This is a genomic window from Achromobacter sp. (genome assembly GCF_050285565.1).
Classification (GTDB): domain Bacteria; phylum Pseudomonadota; class Gammaproteobacteria; order Burkholderiales; family Burkholderiaceae_B; genus Achromobacter.
The window spans coordinates 134537-157385 of record NZ_JBLZXG010000004.1; the positions used below are offsets into that span (position 1 = coordinate 134537).

Genomic DNA, 22849 nt, shown 5'->3' on the forward strand with positions numbered 1-22849 from the left:
ACCGTGCCGGCGTCATCGCCCGGCTTGCTGGGGGTGACGATGGCGGTGTCGTTGGTGCCGGTGATGGTGACCGTGATGGTTTCGGTGGCAGTGCCGCCATGGCCATCATCGACGGTGACGGTGATGGTGTCGGTGACCTTCTGCCCATCGGTCAGGGCCTGGACCTTGTCGCTGCTGTTGTCCAGCTCGAACTTCCAGTTGCCGTTCTGGTCGACGGTGAAGGTGCCGTACTGGCCCTTGCCATCGTTGCCGACAGTCCAGGTGTGCTTGTCGCTGGTGTCGACGTCGGTGACGTCGAGCTTGCCGGTGGCGGTGGCCGTGCCGTCTTCGGTCACGGCGCCGTCGGTCTTGCCGCTGAGCTTCGGATCGTCGTTGGTGCCGTCGATGGTGACGGTGACGGTGCTCTTGGTGCCGTCGAGGGTGGTGACGGTGAAGGTCTCGGTGAGCTTCTCGCCCACGGCCAGGGCCTGGACCTTGGGATCGTTGTTGTCGAGCTTGTAGGTCCAGTTGCCGTCGGCGTCGATCGAGAACGTGCCATGGTCGCCCTTGGCATCGGTCTGGGGCTTGAAGCTGGCTTCGCCCGCGTCCTTGTCGGTCACGTCCAGCTTGCCGCCGGTGGTCAGCACGTCGTCTTCCTTGACCGTGCCGGCGTCATCGCCCGGCTTGCTCGGGGTGACGATGGCGGTGTCGTTGGTGCCGGTGATGGTGACGGTGATGGTTTCGGTGGCAGTGCCGCCATGGCCATCATCGACGGTGACGGTGATGGTGTCGGTGACCGTCTCGCCGTCCTTGAGGGCCTGAACCTTGTCGCTGCTGTTGTCCAGGGTGTAAGTCCACTTACCGCTGCCGTCGACCGTGAACGAGCCGTACTGGCCCTTGCCGCCATCGTTGACGGTCCAGGTGTGGGTGTCGCTGGTATCGACGTCATGCTGGGTCAGCTGGCCGGACACGGTGTCGCGGGTGTCGTCCTCGCGGATCTCGCCGATGGTGGTGCCGCTGATGGTCGGGGCGTCGTTGGTGCCCGTGACCGTGATCGTGATGACCTGGGTGGCCTTGCCGCCGTGGCCATCATCGACGGTCACGGTGATGGTGTCGGTGACTTTCTGGCCCTCGGCCAGCGCCTGGACCGTGTCGCTGCCGTTGTCCAGCACGTACGTCCACTTGCCGTTCTGGTCGACGGTCAGGGTGCCGTACTGGCCCTTGCCGCCATCGTTGACGGACCAGGTATGGGTGTCGCTGGTGTCGACGTCTTGCTTGGCCAACTGCCCCGACACTTCCTGGGCGCCGTCTTCCTTGACGTCGCCGGCCGCTTCGCCGCTGATGGTCGGCGCGTCGTTGGTGCCATTGATGGTGATGGTGACCGTGCCGGTAGTGCCGTCGGCGGTGGTGACGGTGAAGGTCTCGGTGAGCTTCTCGCCCACGGCCAGCGACTGCACGCGCGCGTCGGTCTGATTCAGGTTGTAGACCCAGTTGCCGTTGGCGTCGATCGAGAACGTGCCGTAGACGCCGGGGCGGTCGGCCACGGCCACGAAGAAGGACTGGCCATCGTCGGCGTCGACCACGTTGAGCTTGCCGTTGGCGGTGGACTTCTCGTCCTCGACCACGGTGCCGGCATCGTCGCCCGGTTGGGCAGGGGTGATCAGGGCCGGGTCGTTGACGCCGACCACGGTCACTTCCACCGTGGCGGTCGAGGTCGCGCCGCTCGGGTCGGTGACGACGTAGGTCACCGTGGTGGTGGCGGTCTGGCCTTCGGGCAGGTTCTGGAAGCTGTTGCCGGGCACGAAGGTGTAGCTGCCGTCCGGCAGCACGGTGAAGGTGCCGCCATTGGAGCCGGTGACGCTGACGCCGCCCGAGGTCATGGGACGGCCGCTGACCGACACCAGGGTCAGGGGATCGCCGTCCGGATCGCTGTCGTTGGTCAGCAGGTTGCCGCGCACGACGCTCTTCTCGTCGGTGCGGGCGGCGTCATTGACGGCCAGCGGCGCGTTGTTGGTGTCGCCCGCGGCGGCGCCGGCGCCCGTGCCGCTGGCGGCGCGATCGATCGTGTCGGCGCCCCGGCCCGGGTTGGGGTAGGCCAGATCCAGCGGGCTGGTGGTTTCCAGGATACGGGCCAGGCGCACGAAGCTGCCGCCGCCGTCATCGCCGCTGCCGCCGGTCAGGGTCGCGGCGGTCGGATCCAGCACTTCGAACGGGTCCTGGCCGGCCTGCAGAGCCGCCAGCAGGCGGTCGGAGTCGGTGCCTTTGGGCGGGGTCACCGCCGCTTCGGTCGGGTCGGCCAGCGGGCCGGCCATATCACCGGTAACGGCCACTTCGCGGCCTTCGCCGATCACGATCGGCATGCCGTTCTCCACCTGCAGCGCGACGCTGGCGCCCGAGGCCGTGACGATGTCGCTGCCGGCGGGCACGTTGCTGCCCTGGTGCAACTCGGTCAGGGAGCCGTCGCTATTGCGTATCCACGCGCGACCGGTGATTTCAGTGACGACTGCGGGGGAGGAGTTGGCCATGTTGGTTCCGTTTCAGGGAGTAGTCCAAGATGGCCAGATACTAGAGGGAGCCGGCGCGCGGCGGTATTGTCCTCAAGGACAGGTTCAGGAGGGAATTTGGCTGCGCGCGTCGGCCGGCGCCGAAATGCCGTGAACCCGCAGCGCCAATTGCAGGCGGTCGGTGACCTCAAGCTTGTCGAACACCGCCGACAGATGCGCCTTGACGGTGCGCTCGGTGATGCCCAGGGCGTCGGCGATCTGGGCGTTGGACTGGCCGCTGGCGGCATAGCGCGCCACGGTGATTTCGCGTTCGGTCAGCACGCCGTTGTCCCACGATTGGCTGTCCTGCGCCCGCTCGCTGACCAGCCGCAGCAGGCGGGTCACCAGCGAACGGCCCATCCAGATGCCGCCGGAGGCGACCACCTCCAGCGCCTGCGCCAAGGCCGGCGCCGGGGCATAGCTGTGGCAATAACCCAACGCGCCGGCGCCCAGTGCCTGGGTGCCTTGCTCGTCGTTGGGGCTGGGGCTGGCCACCACCACTTGCAGCCCGGCGAGCTGGGCCTGCCAGGCGGGGTCGTGCCAGGACGGCAGCCGCGGCAGGTCGCTGTCCAGCACCGCCAGGGCGCGGCCCTGTTCGCGCCAGCGTTGCAGATCCGCCAGGCCGCGTCCGCGGGCCGCGAGCCAGCGCGCCGGATCCAGCGTGTGCCAATGCTGCCACAGCAGGTCGTCGTGCGTAATAAACAGGACGGGAACGGATTTCATAACGCCTTCTCGCTCTCCTCTAACGCTCGGTGAAGGCATTGGCCTTCGCGCGCAGCACCGGCTTGAGCAGGTACTGCAGCACGGTGCGCTTGCCGGTCAGGACGTGGACTTCGGCCACCATCCCGGGAATGATGGGCAGGTTGTTGTCGCCCACTGTGCTGCGATCCGTGCGGACCCGCACCACGTAATAGGAATTGCCTTTCTCGTCGGTCACCGTGTCGGCGCCGATCTGTTCGACCTTGCCTTCCAGCCCGCCATAGATGGCGAAGTCGTAGGCGGTGAACTTGACCTCGGCCTTCTGGTTGGGGTGCAGGAAGCCGATGTCGCGCGGCAGGATGCGCACTTCCAGCAGCAGGGTGTCGTCCTTGGGCACGATCTCGATGATGTCCTTGCCCGGCTGCACCACGCCGCCGACGGTGTTGTTGAACAGCGTCTTGACGGTGCCGCGCACCGGCGCCCGCACTTCCGCCAGCTTGACGCGGTCGGCCAGGGCCAGCTTGCCCTCGCGCAGCGTCGACAGCTTGGTGTTGGTCTCGGACAGCTCGTTACGGGCCTGGTTGCGGATGTTCAGCTCGGATTCCTCAAGCTTGCTCTGGGCTTCCTTGATCGAGGCCTGGATGCGGTCGATCTGGGCCTCGGCGCCTTTCTGTTCGCCGCAGTAGCGCGCCACGTCGCGCTGCAGGCGCAGCAGGTCGACTTCGGACACCGCGCCGCTCTTGAGCAGAGGCCGGGTCACCTGCAGCTCGCGCGAGGTCAGGCCGCAACTGGCCGAGGCCTGGTCGCGCTTGGCGATGGTCTCGCGCAGTTCTTCCTGGCGCTGCTTGAGCTGTTCGCGGGCGACGTTGACGGTGGCGTTCAGTTCGGTGGTGCGGGCCTGCCAGGCGTTGCGTTCCATCTCGGCCAGTCCCGGCGCCTGCGCCAGCACTTCCTCGGGCGCGACGAAAGGCTCGCCGGTGGCCAGCGCCTTCAGGCGCGCGGACTTGGCCAGCAACGACAGGTATTCGGCGTTGTTTTCCCCCAGCGACGAGGCGAAGCGGGTGGAATCGATCTTCAGCAGGATCTGGCCGGCCTCGACCTCCTGGCCCGGCTTGACCAGGATTTCCTCGACGATGCCGCCGTCCAGGCTTTGGATGACCTGGACCTGGCGCGATGGCACGACCTTGCCTTCGCCGCGCACGACTTCGTCGATGTAGCCGAAGCCCGCCCACAGCAGCAACAGCAGCACGGCCAGCAGGCTGGTCCACAGCAGCACGCGGGCGCCGCGCGCCTGGGATTCGTGGATGACCCATTCGGCGTTGCCGACGTAATCGGTGCGCGCCTTCGGCTTGCCCTTTTCCGCGCCGTCGAGCAGCCGGTCGAAGAAATAGATGAAGACGCCGCGCAGCTTGAGCCACAGCCGCGTGAGCAGGCCGGGCCGGGAAGCGGCGGTTTTCTGGATGGCGGTGGTGTTGTCCATGCGGCTCTCAGCTTCCGCGTCCGACGCGCCCCTGGCGCAGGGCTTCGACGACCTGTTCCTTGGGGCCATCGGCCACGATATGGCCGTTATCGATGACGATCAGGCGATCGACCAGTTCCAGCAGGGCGGTGCGGTGGGTGACCAGCAGGATGGTCTTGTTGGCGCTGGCTTCGCCCAGGCGGCGACGCAACTGCGCTTCGCTCTGGTGGTCCATGTTGCTGCTGGGTTCGTCCAGCAGCAGGATGGGCGGATCGTTGATCAGCGCGCGCGCCACCGCCACCGACTGGCGCTGGCCACCGGACAGCGACTCGCCACGCTCGCCGATGAGCATGTCGAAGCCGTTGGGATGCAGGTTGGCGAACTCGGTCACGCCGGCCATGTTGGCGGCCGCCAGGATGCTGGCGTCGTCGGCGTAGGGCGCGCCCATGGCCAGGTTGTGCTTGAGGCTGCCGTAGAACAGCAGCGGATCCTGCGGCACGTGGCCGATGGCGCGGCGCACGTCGGCCGGGTCGATCTGGCGCACGTCCACGCCGTCCAGCAGAACCGCGCCCTCGGTCGGCTGGTATAGCGCCAGCGCCAGCTTTTCCAGGGTGGTCTTGCCCGAGCCGATGCGGCCGATGATGCCAACCTTCTCGCCCGGCTTGAGCTTGAAGGAAACTTTCTTGAGCACCGGCTGGGTGCTGCCCGGGTAGGTGAAGCTGACGTCGCGGAACTCCAGCGCGCCGTGGAACACGGGGCGGTGCAGGAACTCGGCCTCGGGCGGGCGCTCGATCGGCAGCTTCATGTAGTTGTCGATCGAGCCGAGCGAGGTGCGGGCGTTCTGGTACTGCATCAGCAGGCCGGCCACCTGGCCCAGCGGCGCCAGGCAGCGCCCGGCGATCATCGAGGCGGCGATGATGCCGCCCATCGACAAGGCCGAGTCCTGCGCCAGGTACACGCCGATGATCACCACCGAGATCGACACAAGCTGCTGCACCGCCTGCACGAAGCCCACGGTGGACGACGAGATCAGCTTGAGCTTGCCGCCGGTCTGGGCGATGAACTCGGTGGAGCGTTCCCAGTTGCGCTGGATCGCGCCCTGGGCATTGAGGGTCTTGACCGCTTCCAGCCCGGTCAGGGCTTCGACCAGAGTGGCGTTGCGCTGCGACGAGGCCTGGAACGACGCCATCGTCAGAGCCTCCATGCGTGCCTGGGCCGCCAGCGACACCACCAGGATCAGCACGATCGCCACCACCGGCGGCAGCACCAGCCACGGCGACACCCACGCCAGCGCCGCCAGGAACAGCAGGATGAAGGGCAGGTCCACCAGGGTGGTGATGGTGGCCGAGGCGATGAAATCGCGGATCGACTCGAACGAGCGCAGGTTGGCGGCGAACGAGCCGACCGAGACCGGGCGGCCTTCCATGCGCAGATCCAGCACCCGTTCCATGATTTGTGCCGACAGCCGCACGTCGACGCGTTTGCTGGCGCTGTCGACCACGTGCGAACGGGCCGTGCTGAGGATCATGTTGAAGATCACCACCAGCGCGATGCCCAGCGCCAGCACCCACAGCGTTTCGACGGCGTTGTTGGGCACCACGCGGTCGTAGACGTTCATGGTGAACAGCGGCATCGCCATGGCGAAGATGTTGATCAGCAGGGCGGCGATGAGCGCATCACGGTACAGGCGCCGGTTTTCCATGATGGCGGCCCAGAACCAATGGCGTTCGCGCACCTTGGCCACTTCCGGCGCGCGCGCGTCGAAGCGGAATTGCGGGCGCACGAAACACACCAGGCCGGTGTATTGCGCGTCCAGTTCGGCCGCGCTGATCTCAATGGCGCTGCCGCCCAGTTCCGGGTGGCTGATCACACAGGTGTCGCCGTCTTTCTTGAGCAGCAGGCAGGCCCGTTCGCCGTTGAGCAGCAGGATGGCCGGCAGCAGGTCGGACGGCAGGCCTTCCAGCGGACGCTTGACCACGCGCGCGGACAGCTGCGCGCGCGCCGCCGCCCGCGGCAGCAGCGCCGGCGTCAGCCGGTGCGCTTCCAGCGGCAGGCCGGCGGACAGCGCCTGCGCGGTGGCCGCCACGCCATGCAGCCGGGTGATCTCGACCAGGCAATCCAGCAAGGGGTCGTCGTGCGCGGCGCGCGCGTCGGCGCGCCATTGCCGGGCAGCGGCGTCAGATAACTTGTCCATCTTCGTCATCCAGCAGGTCCAGATGCTCCGAGAGGCGCGCGCGCTGTTGCTTGCGCTGGGTGAGTTTTTGCTGGGCCTGTATCGGCAGGTCCGTCATGCGCAAGGTGCCATTGGCGATCAAGGCATCGATCAAGTCTTCCAACACACGGACAAAGTCCGCATCCAACCGTGAAAAGTCGTTGTCCTCAGTAGCCATATGGCCTCCTTGCGCGCGCCTCGTCAGGGACGGGTCTGGGCGGCGGGCGCGTTCAGCGGCACCAGCGTGGGCGGCAGGGTGCCTTCGTTGTATTGCACACGCACCGGCGTCAGCCGCGCCGAATCGGGCACCGTGGAATTGCACAGGCGGATGACGTCGTCGGACACCACCAGCTTGCCGTTTTCCTCGGGCATTTCGTTGCGCGCGGGTTGCAGCGTCAGCGCCGGCAACAGCTTATGCGAAAGCGCCAGCCAGCGGTACTGAGCCAGTTTGAGGTCATAGATGGCATTGGTCAGCGCGCGGCGCGATTCGAACAGCTCGTTCTCGGTGTTGAGCAGGTCGAGCAGGGTGCGCTGGCCGATCTGGAACTGTTGGCGGTAGGCGTCGCGCACCTTGGCCGTGGCCATTTCGTGGTCGCGCAGGAAGGGCAGCTTTTCCTGCAGGCTGGTGATGTTGTTCCAGGCCACGGCCAGATCCTGCTGCACGTTGCGGCAGGTGTAGTCGCGCACGTCGCGGGCGGCGTAGGACTGGGCGGCCGTCTGGCGCACCCGCGCCGAATCGGCGCCGCCGCGGTACAGGTTGTAGTTCATGACCACTTGGACGCTGGAGCTGCGGATGTTGCGGTTCTCCGGCGTGGGGTCGTTCTGGTCGCGGCCGGTGGCGGCGACGAACTCGAACTTGGGCGAGAACGCGCCCTTGGACGAGGCCACGCCGGCTTCCGCCGCCTGCAGGGCGGCCTGTTTGGACAGGAAGCTGGGGTTGCGGCGCAGCGACTCATTGAAGTTGCCGGGTTTGGTCGGCAGCTTGTCGGACACGTCGGGCACCGGCTGCATCGACTCGGGCGGCAGGGCGCCGGTCACGCGCTGGAAGCGCTGCTGCACGTCCAGCAGGTTGGTGGTTTCGGTCATCAGGTTGGTCTGGGCCAGCGCCAGGCGGCCGCCGGCCTGTTCCAGGTCGACGCGCCGGCCGACGCCGGACTCGGCGCGCTGGCCGATCTGCTTGAGGGTTTCCTCGTGCAGCGAATAATTCTGGCGGGCCAGCAGCTCCATGTCGCGGTAGCGCTGCAGGTCGATATAGGCCTGCACGGCGGCCAGGGCGGTGCTGTCGCTGGTGGCCAGCACGTCATAGAAACGCGCCAGTTTGTCGAAGCCGGCCTGCTTGACGTCGTTGCTGGTGCGGAAACCGTCGAAAATCAGCTGGCGCAGCTCGAAGTTGTAACCCGGACGGTTCCAGTTCTGCGATCCCGCACCCGGCACGTTGTTGCGGTACTCACGGCCGGCGTAGCCGAGCGCGTTGACCTGCGGGAAGAACGCACCGCGGGCCACCGCCTGACCTTCCAGCGAGGCCTGGAAGTCGTGGTACTTGGCCTGGATTTCCGGATTGCTGAGCAGGGTCTGCTCGACAATCTGGTTCAGGGTCGTGGTACCCGGAGCGGGAGAGCTGGAATCCACCGCTGCCGGCTGCTGGGCAAACGTGGCGGGAACGAACGCAAAGGCCAGGGCGGAAACCGTGGTTTTGAGCAGAAACGAAGCCATAGGGATTATTCGCGAGTCAAGTGGGAGATTGATAGCCGGCATATTGTTTGCAAATGTCAGAATTGGCGAGTCAAGGTTTGTAAAGTCTTGACGGAATTTGCCGGCCCGTCGGAATTTATTTCGTAATAGATCACGGAAAATGACGTGATTTACACGAAATTCAATATGGACGGATTAATCAAAAACCATTGATGCGTTTTATTTCGCATTATTGCGGTTTCTGCTTTGCCACATTGAAACGCGATTATATCCGGTTGCGTCTTTTGTATAGAAATTGTTTTTTATGTTGTGGTTTTTTGATTATCGGGAGTTTGCGGCTATTGCCAGCGTCACAGTGCCATGCCATTCGGGCCCGGCGCGCGGCACCATGGTATTGTTGGTACTAGTATGTTTGGTGTGGTTGTACTAGGTTGGGAGCGTGGGCATAATCGCCTTCATGCCGCAGCGGCCGGCGGCGGGGCGTATTGCGCGCCCCGCGCCAGGCACCAGCCGGATTTGTCCATTTGCAGAGCGCATCCATGGCCCAAACCCTTTACGACAAACTCTGGGACGCCCACATCGTCCACCAGGAATCAGACGGTACCTGTCTGCTCTATATCGACCGCCACCTGCTGCACGAGGTCACCAGCCCGCAGGCGTTCGAAGGCCTGGCCCTGGCTGGCCGCAAGCCGTGGCGCAACGGCGCCAACCTGGCGGTCGCCGACCATAACGTGCCGACCATGAACCGCGCCCAGGGCATCGACGATCCCATCTCGCGCCTGCAGGTCGACACGCTCGACGCCAACTGCGACAAATACGGCATCACCGAATTCCGCATGAACGACCTGCGCCAGGGCATCGTCCACGTGATCGGGCCGGAGCAGGGCGCCACCCTGCCGGGCATGACCGTGGTCTGTGGCGACTCGCACACCAGCACCCACGGCGCGCTGGGCGCGCTGGCGTTCGGCATCGGCACCTCCGAGGTCGAGCACGTGCTGGCCACGCAGACGCTGCTGATGAAGAAAGCCAAGAGCATGCTGATCAAGGTCGAGGGCGACCTGCCGTTCGGCTGTACGGCCAAGGACGTGGTCCTGCACATCATCGGCATCATCGGCACGGCCGGCGGCACCGGTCACGCCATCGAATTCGCCGGAAGCACCATCCGCGCGCTGTCCGTGGAAGGCCGCATGACGGTCTGCAACATGGCCATCGAGGCTGGCGCCCGGTCGGGCATGGTCGCCGTCGACGACAAGACCATCGAGTATTTCCGTGGCCGCCCCTTCGCGCCCTCCGGCGTGCTGTGGGACCGCGCCGTGGCCTACTGGCGCACGCTGCACACCGACGAAGGCGCCAAGTTCGACACCGTGGTCGAGGTCAACGCCCGCGACATCAAGCCGCAGGTCACCTGGGGCACCTCGCCCGAAATGGTGCTGCCGGTCGATTCGCGCGTGCCGGACCCCGACCGCGAAAAAGACGACGTGCGCCGCAGCGGCATGGAACGCGCGCTCGAATACATGGGCCTCAAGCCCAATACGCCCCTGACCGACATCCGTGTCGACCGTGTCTTCATCGGTTCCTGCACCAACTCGCGCATCGAAGACCTGCGCGCCGCCGCCGCCGTGGCGCGCGGCAAGCACGTGGCGTCCAACGTGCGCCAGGCCATGGTGGTGCCGGGTTCCGGGCTGGTCAAGCAGCAGGCCGAACGCGAAGGGCTGGACAAGATCTTCATCGAGGCGGGCTTCGAATGGCGCGAGCCGGGCTGCTCGATGTGCCTGGCCATGAACGCCGACCGGCTCGAGCCGGGCGAGCGCTGCGCCTCGACCTCGAACCGCAACTTCGAAGGCCGCCAGGGCCAGGGTGGCCGCACCCACCTGGTCAGCCCGGCAATGGCCGCGGCCGCCGCCGTGGCCGGCCATTTCGTCGACGTCCGCACGTTCCGTTAAGCGCCCACCGAGTACCGACATCATGCAAGCATTCACCACTCACGAAGGCCTGGTGGCTCCGCTCGACCGCGAAAACGTCGATACGGACCTCATCATCCCCAAGCAGTTCCTCAAGTCCATCAAGCGCACCGGCTTCGGCCCGAACCTGTTCGACGAGCTGCGTTACCTGGACCACGGCGAACCGGGCATGGACAACAGCAAGCGTCCGCTCAACCCCGATTTCGTGCTGAACCAGCCGCGTTACCAGGGCGCCTCGGTGCTGCTGGCGCGCAAGAACTTCGGCTGCGGTTCGAGCCGCGAGCACGCGCCCTGGGCGCTGACGCAGTTCGGCTTTCGCGCCATCATCGCGCCGTCGTACGCCGACATCTTCTTCAACAACAGCTTCAAGAACGGCCTGCTGCCGATCGTGCTGTCCGAGCTCGAAGTGGCGCGCCTGTTCGACGAAGTGAAGGCGTTCCCGGCCTACAAGCTCAACATCGACCTGGACCGCCAGGTGGTGGTGGCGGCCGACGGCCGCGCCATGAAGTTCGACATCGAGCCGTTCCGCAAGTATTGCCTGCTCAACGGTTTCGACGACATCGGCCTGACCCTGCGCCATGCGGACAAGATCCGCGCCTTCGAGGCCGAGCGCCTGGCCCGCCATCCCTGGCTGGAAAGCCGGCCGATCGCCTGACCCGCCCCTTCATACCGACCACAGGACCGTTTTTTCCATGACTCACAACATCGCAGTCTTGCCGGGTGACGGCATCGGCCCCGAAATCGTCGAACAGGCCGTGCGCGTCCTGACGGCACTGGACGTGCCGTTCGACATCAAGCAGGCCGCCGTCGGCGGCGCCGCGTTCGACGCGTTCGAACACCCGCTGCCCCCGGCGACGCTGAATCTGGCCAAGGAATCGCACGCCGTGCTGTTCGGCGCCGTCGGCGACTGGAAGTACGACAGCCTGCCGCGCGAATTCCGTCCCGAACAGGCCATCCTGGGCCTGCGCAAGGCGCTCGGCCTTTTCGCCAACCTGCGCCCGGCCATTCTGTATCCCGAGCTCGCCAGCGCCTCGTCGCTCAAGCCCGAGATCGTCTCGGGCCTGGACATCCTGATCATCCGCGAACTGACCGGCGACATCTATTTCGGCACGCCGCGCGGCGTGCGCGCGTCGCCGGACGGCGCCTTCAGCGGCGAACGCGAAGGCTACGACACGATGCGCTACGCCGAGTCCGAAGTGCGCCGCATCGCCCGCATCGGCTTTGAATCGGCCCGCAAGCGCAACAAGAAGCTGTGCAGCGTCGACAAGGCCAACGTGCTCGAGACCTCGCAGTTCTGGCGCGATATCGTCATCGAAGTGGCGCGCGACTACCCGGACGTCGAGCTGTCGCACATGTACGTCGACAACGCCGCCATGCAGTTGGTGCGCAACCCGCGCCAGTTCGACGTGATCGTCACCGGCAACCTGTTTGGTGACATCCTGTCGGACGAGGCCGCCATGCTGACGGGCTCGATCGGCATGCTGCCGTCGGCCTCGCTGAACGCCGGCGGCCAGGGTCTGTACGAGCCCAGCCACGGCTCGGCCCCCGACATCGCCGGCCAGGGCATCGCCAACCCGCTGGCGACCATCCTGTCGGCCGCCATGCTGCTGCGCTACTCGCTGAACCTGGCGCCGCAGGCCGACCGCATCGAAGCCGCCGTGCGCCGCGTGCTGGCCGCTGGCCTGCGCACCGCCGACATCTTCGAACCGGGCACCACCAAGGTCACCACCTCGGGCATGGGCGACGCCGTCCTCAAAGCCCTGGCCTGACGCTTGCAAGGGGCGCGCCCTTGCGGCGCGGTCCCGATTCCAAGGGGCTGCCCGCCGGGCGGCCCTTTTTCGTGCCGTTGTTGCCGGCGCGCCGCGAAAGCGGCTTGGCTTTGATTGCGGCCCCGTTTTTTCAAGCTGCGCCGCAACATCTGCGCGTGCATTCTGATAAATTGTTGGGTTATTGCACGTTTTTTCACCACACCTTGTCCCCACCTTTAAAGAGCGATTGAAATGAATCAAGCAGTAGGCCTTGTCGGCTGGCGCGGTATGGTCGGCTCGGTGCTCATGCAACGCATGCGCGACGAGAACGACTTCGCACTGATCGAACCGGTGTTTTTCTCCACCAGCAACGCTGGCGGCGCCGCCCCCACTTGGGCGACTGGCGCGGGCCCGCTGCAAGACGCCTACAACATCGACGCTCTGAAAAAACTGCCGATCATCGTGACGGCGCAAGGGGGCGACTACACCTCCGAGGTCTACCCCAAGCTGCGCGGCGCGGGCTGGAACGGCATCTGGATCGACGCCGCCAGCACGCTGCGCATGGCCGATGACGCCATCATCGTGCTGGACCCGGTCAACCGTCCCGTGATCGACGCGGCGCTCAAGCGCGGCGTGCGCAACTTCATCGGCGGCAATTGCACGGTCAGCTGCATGCTGATGGGCCTGGCCGGCCTGTTCAACAACGACCTGGTCGAGTGGATGACCACCATGACCTACCAGGCCGCTTCGGGCGGCGGCGCGCAGCACATGCGCGAGTTGCTGACCCAGTTCGGCGAACTGAACCACGCCGTCAAGCCGCTGCTGGACGACCCGGCCTCGGCCATCCTGGAAATCGACCGCGGCATCCTGGCCAAGCAAAAGGATGAGGCCTTGCCGCACGAGCACTTCGGCGTGCCGCTGGGCGGCAGCCTGATTCCCTGGATCGACAAGGATCTGGGCAACGGCATGTCCAAGGAAGAGTGGAAGGGCGAGGTCGAGACCAACAAGATCCTCGGCCGCGGCGCCGCCTTCGGCACCGCCGCCACCCCGATCGACGGCCTGTGCGTGCGCATCGGCGCAATGCGCTGCCACAGCCAGGCGCTGACCATCAAGCTCAAGCGCGATCTGCCGCTGGACGAGATCGAAGCGCTGATCGCGCAGGGCACGCAATGGGCCAAGGTGATTCCCAACACCAAGGAAGAAACCATCCGTGAACTGACCCCGGTGGCGGTCACCGGCACGCTGGACATTCCGGTGGGCCGCCTGCGCAAGATGTCGATGGGGCCGCAGTACCTCAGCGCTTTCACCGTCGGCGACCAGTTGCTGTGGGGCGCCGCCGAACCGCTGCGCCGCATGCTGCGCATCGCGCTGGCCGAAGCCTGAGTCCGGAGGGCGGCCTGGGCCGCCCGCTGGTGAAGGCGTCAACGACAAAGGCACCCGCGGGTGCCTTTGTCGTTTGCGCGGACTCGCGCCCGGCGTCGGACACGGCCGCTAATGCGCCCGCCCGTCAATGCCGATGTGCCTTTCAGGTTTGTGAAACGCGTTCCATCCATTACACTTTTCGGGTGAATTGAGGCTCGTTCCCCCGCGATCGCCACGAACAGCCCGCGCCCGATTATTCGACGACAAGAACGGAATTCCAGCTTATGACCCAGCGTTCGCGCCACGTGAAGCATGCCCGCCGTTTGAAGGCCCTGCAGTGGGCGATCGCGCTGGCGATAGGCGCGGGCGCTTGCAGTCCGGCCTTGGCGATGCGGGTGGGGCATTCGCGGGTGGTGTCGGCGCCGGGCGCGCCGTTGCAAGCCTTGGTCGGATTGCAGGAATTGACGCCTGACGAAGTGTCCTCGCTGCGCGTGTCCGTCGCGGACGAGGCCGCGTGGCAGCGCGCCGGCCTGAAGCCGCCCGCGCCGCTGGCCAGCCTGGTGGTGCGAATCGAAGATGGCATGGATCCAACCCGCAAGAACCTGCGGGTGCGCTCGACCCAGGCGCCGGCCGGCGGTGCGGTCGATCTGCTGCTGGATATCAGTTCCAGCTCCGGCCAGCGGCAGGTGCAGGTCAGCATCCTGGTGCCGCTGCGCGGCGCGGGTGCCGACGTTACACCGGCGGCCCTGGACGCGCCGGGCCGCGCGGGCGGCACCTCCGGCTCGGTCGACGTCAAATCGGGCGACACGCTGTTCGCCATCGCCCAACGCAATGCGGTGCCCAACGCCTCGGTCTATCAGATGCTGGTGGCGCTGTGGCGCGCCAATCCTGACGCCTTCATCCAGAACAACATGAATCTGGTGCGCGCGGGGCGCAAGCTGGCGATTCCCGACGCCGCCGCGGTGCGCGCGGTCGATCCGGCCGAAGCGCGCCGTATTTTCAACGAACACGCCGAGGCATTCGGCCGCTACCGCGCCCGCCTGGGCGCGGCGGCCGGCGCCAATCCCGCGGTAGTCAAGGGCCAGGACGCCGCCTCCGGCACCGTGGCCCGGCCGGGCGATACCGGCGTGGCCACCGCATCGCCGCCCCAGGATCGCGTGCGCCTGTCCTCCGGCCAGGCGCAGGGCGGTGCCGCGGCGCAGGCCGAGGCCCAGGCCGACCAGCGAGTCTCCAACCAACGCGCGATGGCGGACGCGCAAGGTCGTGTGAACCAGTTGGAGAGTAACGTCAGTGAATTGAACAAGGCCGTGACGGGACAGGGCGCGTCTTCTGATCCGGGCGCGGCGGGAGCCACGGCAGGCGCCACGGGCGCGGCAGGTGCTACGGGCGCGGCAGGTGCCACGGGTGCGGCAGGTGCCACGGGCGCGGCAGGCGCTACGGGTGCGGCAGGTGCCCCGGGCGCGGCAGGTGCTACGGGTTCGGCAGGTGCCCCGGGCGCGGCAGGTGCCCCGGGCGCGGCAGGTGCCACGGGCGCGGCGGGTGCCACGGGTGCGGCAGGCGCCCCGGGTGCGGCAGGTGCTACGGGTGCGGCAGGTGCCCCGGGCGCGGCAGGCGCCACGGGCGCGGCAGGTACCCCGGGCGCGAGTGGCCCGCTGGGCGTGTCCACGGCCGCCGCGCAACAAGACAAGGCCGCCGCCGATGCGGCGGCGAGCAAAGGCAAGGATAAGGATTTGACTGCTTCGATGCCGGCCTGGTTGGCCGACAACCTCCTCGTGATCGTCACCGCCGTGCTGGCGTTGATCGCCTTCGCCATCGCCTGGGTGCTGCGGCGCGCCGGCGCCCGCCGTGGCGACGACGACGAGGAAACCTATGCCTACAACGAGCCGGCGCTGGATACCGCGGCGCTCAATCGCAAGCTCGATGCCATCAATCTCGACCTGGACGAACCGCCCACGGACGAACCGCGTCCGGCGGGCGGTTCCTCGCGGGTCTGAACAATGTCCAGAGTTGCATTAGGGCTGGCGTACGACGGCTCCGCGTGGCAGGGCTGGCAGACCCAGCCGCACCGGCAGACGGTGCAGGACACCCTGGAGACCGCCCTGGCGCGGTTCTGCGGTGTGGCCGATCCGGTCCCCACCATCTGCGCCGGCCGTACCGATACCGGCGTGCACGGCGCGATGCAGGTGGTTCATCTGGACACGGCATTGGAGCGGCGCATGGAATCATGGGTGCGCGGCGTCAACGCGTTCCTGCCGCCCAGTATTTCGGTGCATTGGGCTCAGGCGGTGCCGGACGACTTTCACGCCCGTTTTTCCGCCCGCGCCCGCACTTACGTTTACCTGCTGTGGCGCGGCCGCGTGCGCCCCGCGCTGTGGGCCGGCCGGGCCGGCTGGTGCCACCAGCCGCTGGATGTCGCGGCCATGCGCGCGGCGGCTGCCGCCTTGCTGGGCGAACACGATTTCTCCAGCTTCCGCTCCTCGCAGTGCCAGGCCCGGCATCCGGTGCGCGTCATGCACCGGCTCGATATCGAGGAGCGCGGGCCGTTCCTGGTGTTCACGCTGCGGGCCAATGCTTTCCTGCATCACATGGTGCGCAATATCATGGGAGCGCTGCTGCAGATCGGGCAGGGCCGCGAATCGGTGGACTGGATGGCGCAACTGCTGTCCTGGCGCGATCGCAAGCGCGGCGCGCCCACGTTTTCTCCCGACGGCCTGTACCTGTCGGCCATCGAGTATCCGGACGCGTTCGGCCTGGACCAGTTGGACGGCGGGGCGCTGTTGTTGTCGCCGTTCACCCAGGGGCCGGGCAGCCCGTCCTAGCCGGACGCCTGCCGGCGTCCAATGGAGGCCTGTCTCATGCAACGCCGCGCGTTTTTGAAACGAACCGCCCTGGGCGCCGCTGCTGGCGGTGCCGCGATCGCCGCGCCCGTTCATGCCCAGCAAGCGCCCACCGTGTCCTGGCGGCTGGCCTCCAGTTTTCCGAATGAGTCGCCGACCCTGTTCGCTGGCGCCGAGGATGTGGCGCGCTATGTCAGCGACGTCACCGACGGCAAGTTCCGCATCGAGATCTTCTCGGCCGGCGATCTGGTCGACGCCGGCCAGGTGCTGGACGCCGTGCAGCAGCGCATCGTCGACTGCGGCCACACGGCCTCGACCCGCTTTTTCGACACCGACCCCGCGCTGTGCTTCGATGCCGGCGTGCCGTTCGGCCTGAATACGCGGCAGATGAATGCCTGGATGCTGCAGGGTGACGGCCTGGCGCTGACGCGCGTGCTGTTCGGCAAGTACAACATCCTGAACTTCCCTTGTGGTCTTACAGGCGCGCAGATGGGCGGCTGGTTCCGCGGCGAGGTCAAGACGGTGGACGACCTGCGCGGCCTGAAGGTCAAGGCTGGCGGCTTCGCCCGCCAGGTGCTGGCCCGCATGGGGGCCGCGCCCGTCGACCTGCCCATCGCTGACGCTTATGCGGCGCTGGAGCAGGGCGGCGTCGACGCGGTGGCCTGGATCGGCCCGCACGACGACGAGAACCTGGCCTTGTACAAGGTCGCGCGCAATTACTACTTTCCGGGCTGGTGGGCCGGCACGCTGCAGCTGTCGTTGTACGTGAACCAGCAGGCGCACGACGAACTGCCCAAGTCCTACCAGGCGGCGCTGGAGCTCGCGAGCCGGATGGCCACCGCCAACATGATCGCCAAGTACGATGCCGGCAATCCCGATGCCCTGCGCCGGCTGGTGCAGCGTGGCGCGCAGCTCAAGGCGTTTGCGCGGCCGATGCTGCAGGCCGCCCATGAGGCGGCGCTCAAGCTGTACCAGGAACTCGGCGCCCAGGATCCGATGTTCAAGAAGCTGTACGAGAGCATGACGGCTTTCCGTGACAAGGAAATCCCCTGGTTCCGCGTGGCCGAGGGTGGTTTCGATTCACTCATGGCGACACTCGGCCAACCGGGCGCCTGAATCCGCGGCCCCCGCTTGCGCGCGCCGGCGGGGCGCCCCTTATACTGGTCGCATCCGTCGCGCCTCGCGACGCAAGCAATGAGTTCCATGCGCACACGCATCAAGATCTGTGGCCTGACCCGCGAAGAAGACATCGACGCCGCCGTTGCGGCCGGCGTCGATGCGATCGGTTTTGTCTTCTACCCCAAGAGCAAGCGCTGCGTCACGCCGACCCGCGCCGCGCAACTGCGCCGCGTGGTGCCGGCGTTCGTCGACGTGGTGGCGTTATTCGTGAATCCGCAGCCGGATCAGGTGCAGGCCGTGCTGGACGAGGTCGGCCCCGAGCTGCTGCAGTTCCACGGCGACGAAACCCCGCAGGACTGCGCGCGCTATGGCCATCGCTATCTGCGCGCCTTCCGCGCCGGCGCGCCCGGCCTGGAAACGGCGCAAGACCTGGCTACCTATTGTCGCGCCTTCGGCGAAGCCGCCGGGTGGTTGTTCGACAGCTACAGCGCCGGTTTCGGCGGTAGCGGCCACGGTTTCGATCATGCCTTGCTGGCGGACGTGAAGGCCGATCCAGTGTCGCGGCCGCTGATCCTCTCGGGCGGACTGAACCCCGACAACGTCGCCGCCGCGGTGCAATCCGTGCGTCCTTGGGCGGTCGATGTGAGCAGTGGCGTTGAGGTCGAGCAAGGAATAAAAAGTTCTGATAGAATCTCGTTCTTCGTTGCTGCGGTGCATGCCGCAGACGCGAAGAAATGGAAGGAAAGTAGTGTGGTGCCGGCGGGTAAGGTTGAAGTTAAAAACCAAACCGGCCGTTGTGTTGAGGAATGATTCAAGTGAAGGGTATGGCAGGTATATGCCAAGCCATTCGCGACACGTCCGAAGCGCAATGAAAACAGCAAAAAATCTGAAAAGACGATTTGCACAGTTTAAAAAAGCACTATATAATTCTTCTTCTTTGCAGGCGGTTAGCTCAGCTGGTTAGAGCGCCACGTTGACATCGTGGAGGTCGTTGGTTCGATTCCAATACCGCCTACCAAATTCCTGCAAAGTGCTGTCAAGCACGGCAAAGAAAAAGCCGCTAAGTCAATTACTTAGCGGCTTTTTTGTTTTCCGCCGGTATCCTTATGCCCGGTTGCCGGACGCGGCGCGTTGCGCCGCGTCCGGCGGTTTCGCTGAAGTATGCCGGGTCAGGGCGATTGTGCCGAGATAATCGTATCGTCGCTGCGAATCACCCGCTTGGGTCAGCCTTGGATTATCTCGCGGCATATTGCCGGATACCGCGCGAGAGGTCATGGGCCCGTCACGCGCAGCGCGGTGTCAAAGCCGCCTTCGGCCCGTGAATAGCGCCGGGCGCTGGTGGGTCAATACATGACACGGGAGCGCGCGCCAGGCGACCGAGACGCCCGCCGCTTCGCACACCATGTCGGCATGCGGCAGTTGTGGGCACGCCACTTGCTGGGGCTGCGCACCCTAAGCGTGATTGCCTTTTCAGGAGAAGATGCCATGACCACCGCGCTCGATAGCTTGCCCCCGTGGCGCCTACGGTTACCGAAGCGGAACGATGCGCGTTGCGCACGCTCGCGGCGGCGCAGCGGCTGCTGCATCCCGGCAGCGCGGTTCCCTCCATGTCGCCGGTCGAGATGGAATTGGCGCGTTATGTCAGGGAAACATACCGGCCGCGCTTTACGTCACGTTTTTATCCTGACAGTGCCGGATGAGCCGCCCGCGCTGGCCGCGCGCCGGTCATGCGCAGGCCAGTTCGCTCCCGAGGTGGCCGGCCTGCGGTGAGAATTCATGAAACTGTGCCCCGTTTCATTTTGTAGGATCGCTCGCAAGAGCGATTGAAAGACAAATGAAAGGTGAGGTCGGTGGCGGATTGTGGCGATTGCGAGGCAATAGAGCAGGCCAAATCGGGCGAGGCGGGTCATGAGCGCTTGATCAGCCTGGGGTATGTGCGCAGCCTTGACGCGGCGCGGGGCGGCGCGCGGCACGAGGCATTCGTTTGTTCGGCCTGCGGCGCCGAATGGAATTATGTCCACGGCAAGCGCGCCGATCCGGCGGGCTGGCTGCGCGTCTGATGCGGGCTCCCGCCGTGGCCGGCCTGCCGCCGTGGCGACGATGGCGCGTGCTTCGGTGATAGTCTTGGGGACTTACCCGGGAGTCTCCATGCGCGTTGTACCCCTCAAAGCCGCCGTTCCAATCGCCTGCCTGGCGTTGGCGGGATGCCAGGCCACCGCGCCGGCGCCGCCGCCACGGGTGGACGAGATGCCGATGTATGGTGGCCTGGATCGTTCCGCGCCGGCCGTGAAGGCGGCCGATGACAAGCTCATCGCGGACGCGACGCATGCCTTCGGGTCGCGTGCCAATGCGGCGCGGGCGTGGGTCGAGCAAGGGTATCGGTTCTACCAGGCGAATCAACTGGGCATGGCGACGCGACGCTTCAATCAGGCCTGGCTGATGAACCCGGACAATGCCGAGGTCTACACCGGCTTCGCGGCGGTGCTGCACGATCAGAACCGGTTCTGTGACGCGATGAAGATGATGGAGACAGCGCTAAGCCTGAAGCCGCCCTCGTTCCAGGGCGTCTATGCCGATGCCGGACGCATCGCCGCGCGCTGCGCGGCACAGGGCCGGGGTTTGAGCGGCCCCGAGCGGGCCGCCATGATCGCGCGCTCGGATGCGCTGTTTCGCAATGGCGAGCGGGTGGAGCCCGACAAGGCCTATCTGTACAACGCGTGGGCCTCGGCCTATTACTGGAACGGCCAGTACGCCGATGCCTGGGCCATGGTCTCCAAGGCGCGGCAGGCGGGCGGGCGCGGCAATGCGAAGTTCCTGGACATGTTGCGTGCGAAGATGCCGGAGCCGCCCCAGCCCTGAGACCGGCGCGGCCCTGGCCGCGGGTCCGCAATCGGGCCGGGAGGGCGCGTCTGACCGCAGCGGCATGCCGATGTTCCGGACAGGCAACTGCGTTATCCTGCACCCCATCATGATGAGAGCTTTGTGGCTGATCCTGGGTTGCCTGATGCTGGCGCTGGGCGTGATCGGCGCCTTTCTGCCGGTGATGCCGACGACGATTTTCCTGATCCTGGCGGTGGCTTGCTTTTCGCGTTCGTCCCCGCGCCTGGAGCGCTGGCTGCTCGACAGTCCGACCTACGGCCCGGCACTGCGTGCCTGGCGCGAACAGGGCGCGGTGTCGCGCAAGGGCAAGCTGTGTGCGTCGTTGGGCATGGCGGTGGGGTACGGCCTGTTCTGGTGGGGGGCGCATCCGTCGCCGTTGCTGGCCAGCGGCGTGGGGCTGTTTTTTCTCGCAAGCGCCGCCTATGTGCTGACCCGTCCCAGTCCGCAAGCGCTTGCGCCGCAACGGAAAACGCCTGGCGGGAAAGACGATCCGGCGGCAGGCGCCTGACGCCCGGAGGGAAAGGCCAGGCGCGTCGTGACGCGCCGAAACCGCCGCGGTCCGCGGGGCGCGCCGTCAGTGCGAGTGGCGCGGATCGCCGCGGGTCTCGACCACTTTCAGATACAGCGTCGCGGGCTCCAGGCAGCCGCCGGTGGATAGTTGGCCCACCAGTTGCCGATACAGCTCCTGCCACGGCGTCTGTGCCGGCGGCGGCTGGTACGGCGGCTCCTGCCGACGCCGCGCCAGTTCGGCCTCGTCCACTAGCGCGATGACGCTGCGCTGGTTCAGGTCGACGCGGATGCGGTCGCCGGTGCGCAGCAGCGCCAGCCCGCCGCCGATGGCGGCCTCGGGCGACATGTTCAGGATCGACGGGCTGGCCGAGGTGCCGCTCTGGCGGCCGTCACCCATGCAGGGCAGCGAGTCGATGCCGCGCTTGAGCAGATGCGAGGGGGGGGCCATGTTGACGACTTCGGCGCTGCCTGGATAGCCGACCGTGCCGGCGCCACGGATGACCAGGATGCAGTGCTCGTCGATGTTCAGCGCGGGGTCCTCGATGCGCGCGTGGTAGTCCTCGGGGCCCTCGAACACGATGGCGCGCGCCTCGAAGGCGTTCTCGTCGCCCGGCGCGGACAGGTAGGCGCGGCGGAAGGCCTCGCCCACCACCGACATCTTGATGACCGCGCTGTCGAAGAAATTGCCCGACAGCACGATGAAGCCGGCGCGGTGCTTGAGCGGCGCCTGGCAACTGCGGATGACGTCCGCGTCGTGCGTCTTGGCGCCGGTGGCGATCTGGCCGATGGTCTTGCCGGACACGGTGGCGCAATCGGCATGCAGGCGGCCGGCGGCCAGCAGTTCGTGCATCACGGCCGGAACGCCGCCAGCGCGGTGGAAGCCCTCGCCCAGGTGTTCGCCGGCGGGCACGCAGTTCACCAGCAACGGCACGTCTTCGCCCAGGCGCTGCCAGTCGTCCAGGCTCAGGTCGATGCCGGCGTGGCGCGCCATGGCGATCAGGTGCGGCGGGCAGTTGCTGGATGCGCCCAGCGCCGAGGCGACGACGATGGCGTTCTCGAACGCCGCGCGCGTCAGGATGTGGGATGGGCGCAGGTCCTCGCGCACCATGTCGCAGATGCGCAGGCCGGTGGCGTACGCCATCTGGCCGCGCTCGCGGTAGGGCGCGGGAATGCTGGCGCAGGTCGGCAGCGACATGCCCAGGGCTTCGGCCAGGGAATTCATCGACAGCGCGGTGCCCATGGTGTTGCAGTGGCCTATCGAGGGCGAGGACGCGGTGGCCAGTGTCATGAAGCCCTCGTAGTCCAGCTTGCCCGCCGCCATCAGGTTGCGGGCATGCCAGATGACCGTGCCGGAGCCCACGCGCTGGCCGTCGTGCCAGCCGTCCAGCATGGGCCCGCCCGACAACACGATCGCGGGGATGTCTACGGTGGCCGCCGCCATCAGGCAGGCGGGCGTGGTCTTGTCACAGCCGGTGGTCAGCACCACGCCGTCCAACGGGTAGCCGTGCAGGATCTCGACCAGGCCCAGGTAGGCCAGGTTGCGGTCCAGCGCGGCGGTCGGACGCCGGCCCTGCTCGGCCAGCGGGTGTACCGGAAACTCCATCGGGATGCCGCCCGCGTCGCGGATGCCGGCCTTGATGCGCTCGGCCAGCGCCAGATGGTGGCGGTTGCAGGGCGCCAGGTCGCTGCCGGTCTGGGCGATGCCGATGATCGGGCGGCCCGATTGCAGTTCCTGGCGCGTCAGGCCGTAGTTCAGGTAGCGCTCGACGTAGATCGCCGTCATGTCGGCATGGGCGGGATCGTCGAACCATTTCTGGCTGCGCAGCTTGCGGGGAGTGTCGGTCATGG

17 protein-coding genes and 1 tRNA gene are annotated in these 22849 nt (G+C 66.7%); 11 read left to right on the forward strand and 7 right to left on the reverse strand.

Features of this window, described 5'->3' with window-relative positions:
* The 6 genes from ACN6O8_RS09405 to ACN6O8_RS09430 all read right to left on the reverse strand — a co-directional run.
* Nucleotides 1–2504, reverse strand: a 2504-nt coding sequence (locus tag ACN6O8_RS09405) for a retention module-containing protein (RefSeq protein ID WP_427990797.1), incomplete at its 3' end; no start/stop codon positions are given.
* A gap of 84 nt (nt 2505–2588) precedes the next feature.
* Entirely contained in the window at nt 2589–3245 is a 657-nt protein-coding gene (locus ACN6O8_RS09410; protein ID WP_427990798.1) for a helix-turn-helix transcriptional regulator, read from the reverse strand.
* Between the two features lie 19 nt (nt 3246–3264).
* Nucleotides 3265–4701: an HlyD family type I secretion periplasmic adaptor subunit gene (locus ACN6O8_RS09415; RefSeq protein WP_427990799.1), complete on the reverse strand. Its 1437-nt coding sequence runs from the start codon at nt 4699–4701 to the stop codon at nt 3265–3267.
* A 7-nt stretch (nt 4702–4708) separates the two neighbouring features.
* Complete coding sequence (locus ACN6O8_RS09420; protein WP_427990800.1) at nt 4709–6874, reverse strand: type I secretion system permease/ATPase; 2166 nt, start codon at nt 6872–6874, stop codon at nt 4709–4711.
* Complete coding sequence (locus ACN6O8_RS09425; RefSeq protein WP_427990801.1) at nt 6858–7070, reverse strand: hypothetical protein; 213 nt, start codon at nt 7068–7070, stop codon at nt 6858–6860. The genes ACN6O8_RS09420 and ACN6O8_RS09425 overlap by 17 nt, the downstream gene beginning before the upstream one ends.
* Nucleotides 7071–7093: 23 nt before the next feature.
* Nucleotides 7094–8605, reverse strand: a complete 1512-nt coding sequence (locus ACN6O8_RS09430) for a TolC family outer membrane protein (protein WP_427990802.1) — start codon at nt 8603–8605, stop codon at nt 7094–7096.
* A 518-nt stretch (nt 8606–9123) separates the two neighbouring features.
* Between ACN6O8_RS09430 and leuC the strand changes: the two genes are divergently transcribed.
* From leuC to ACN6O8_RS09485, 11 genes are all read left to right on the forward strand, one after another.
* The gene (gene leuC, locus ACN6O8_RS09435; protein ID WP_427990803.1) at nt 9124–10527 is read left to right on the forward strand and encodes a 3-isopropylmalate dehydratase large subunit; all 1404 of its coding nucleotides are present in this window, start codon (nt 9124–9126) and stop codon (nt 10525–10527) included.
* A gap of 22 nt (nt 10528–10549) precedes the next feature.
* Nucleotides 10550–11200 carry a 3-isopropylmalate dehydratase small subunit gene (gene leuD / locus ACN6O8_RS09440; RefSeq protein WP_006394018.1) on the forward strand — a complete coding sequence of 217 codons (651 nt, stop codon included), beginning with the start codon at nt 10550–10552 and terminating at the stop codon, nt 11198–11200.
* 37 nt (nt 11201–11237) lie between these two features.
* A complete protein-coding gene (leuB, locus tag ACN6O8_RS09445; RefSeq protein WP_427990804.1) occupies nt 11238–12314 on the forward strand; it encodes a 3-isopropylmalate dehydrogenase in 1077 nt (358 codons plus the stop codon).
* A 231-nt stretch (nt 12315–12545) separates the two neighbouring features.
* Complete coding sequence (gene asd / locus ACN6O8_RS09450; protein WP_427990805.1) at nt 12546–13676, forward strand: aspartate-semialdehyde dehydrogenase; 1131 nt, start codon at nt 12546–12548, stop codon at nt 13674–13676.
* Nucleotides 13677–13939: 263 nt separating this feature from the next.
* Nucleotides 13940–15649 carry a type IV pilus assembly protein FimV gene (locus tag ACN6O8_RS09455; RefSeq protein ID WP_427990806.1) on the forward strand — a complete coding sequence of 570 codons (1710 nt, stop codon included), beginning with the start codon at nt 13940–13942 and terminating at the stop codon, nt 15647–15649.
* 3 nt (nt 15650–15652) lie between these two features.
* Entirely contained in the window at nt 15653–16474 is an 822-nt protein-coding gene (gene truA / locus ACN6O8_RS09460) for a tRNA pseudouridine(38-40) synthase TruA (RefSeq protein ID WP_427990807.1), read from the forward strand.
* A 36-nt stretch (nt 16475–16510) separates the two neighbouring features.
* Entirely contained in the window at nt 16511–17608 is a 1098-nt protein-coding gene (locus ACN6O8_RS09465; RefSeq protein WP_427990808.1) for a TRAP transporter substrate-binding protein, read from the forward strand.
* Nucleotides 17609–17686: 78 nt separating this feature from the next.
* Nucleotides 17687–18421, forward strand: a complete 735-nt coding sequence (locus ACN6O8_RS09470) for a phosphoribosylanthranilate isomerase (RefSeq protein WP_427991141.1) — start codon at nt 17687–17689, stop codon at nt 18419–18421.
* Between the two features lie 131 nt (nt 18422–18552).
* Nucleotides 18553–18629, forward strand: a tRNA-Val gene (locus tag ACN6O8_RS09475).
* A 1235-nt stretch (nt 18630–19864) separates the two neighbouring features.
* Nucleotides 19865–20470, forward strand: a complete 606-nt coding sequence (locus tag ACN6O8_RS09480) for a hypothetical protein (RefSeq protein WP_427990809.1) — start codon at nt 19865–19867, stop codon at nt 20468–20470.
* Nucleotides 20471–20579: 109 nt separating this feature from the next.
* On the forward strand, nt 20580–20999 hold the full coding sequence (locus ACN6O8_RS09485) for a YbaN family protein (protein ID WP_427990810.1): 420 nt from the start codon (nt 20580–20582) through the stop codon (nt 20997–20999).
* A gap of 66 nt (nt 21000–21065) precedes the next feature.
* Here the strand turns inward: ACN6O8_RS09485 and ACN6O8_RS09490 are convergent, their stop codons facing one another.
* Nucleotides 21066–22847, reverse strand: coding sequence for an IlvD/Edd family dehydratase (locus ACN6O8_RS09490; RefSeq protein ID WP_427990811.1), 1782 nt, complete (start codon nt 22845–22847; stop codon nt 21066–21068).
* Between the last annotated feature and the right edge of the window lie 2 nt (nt 22848–22849).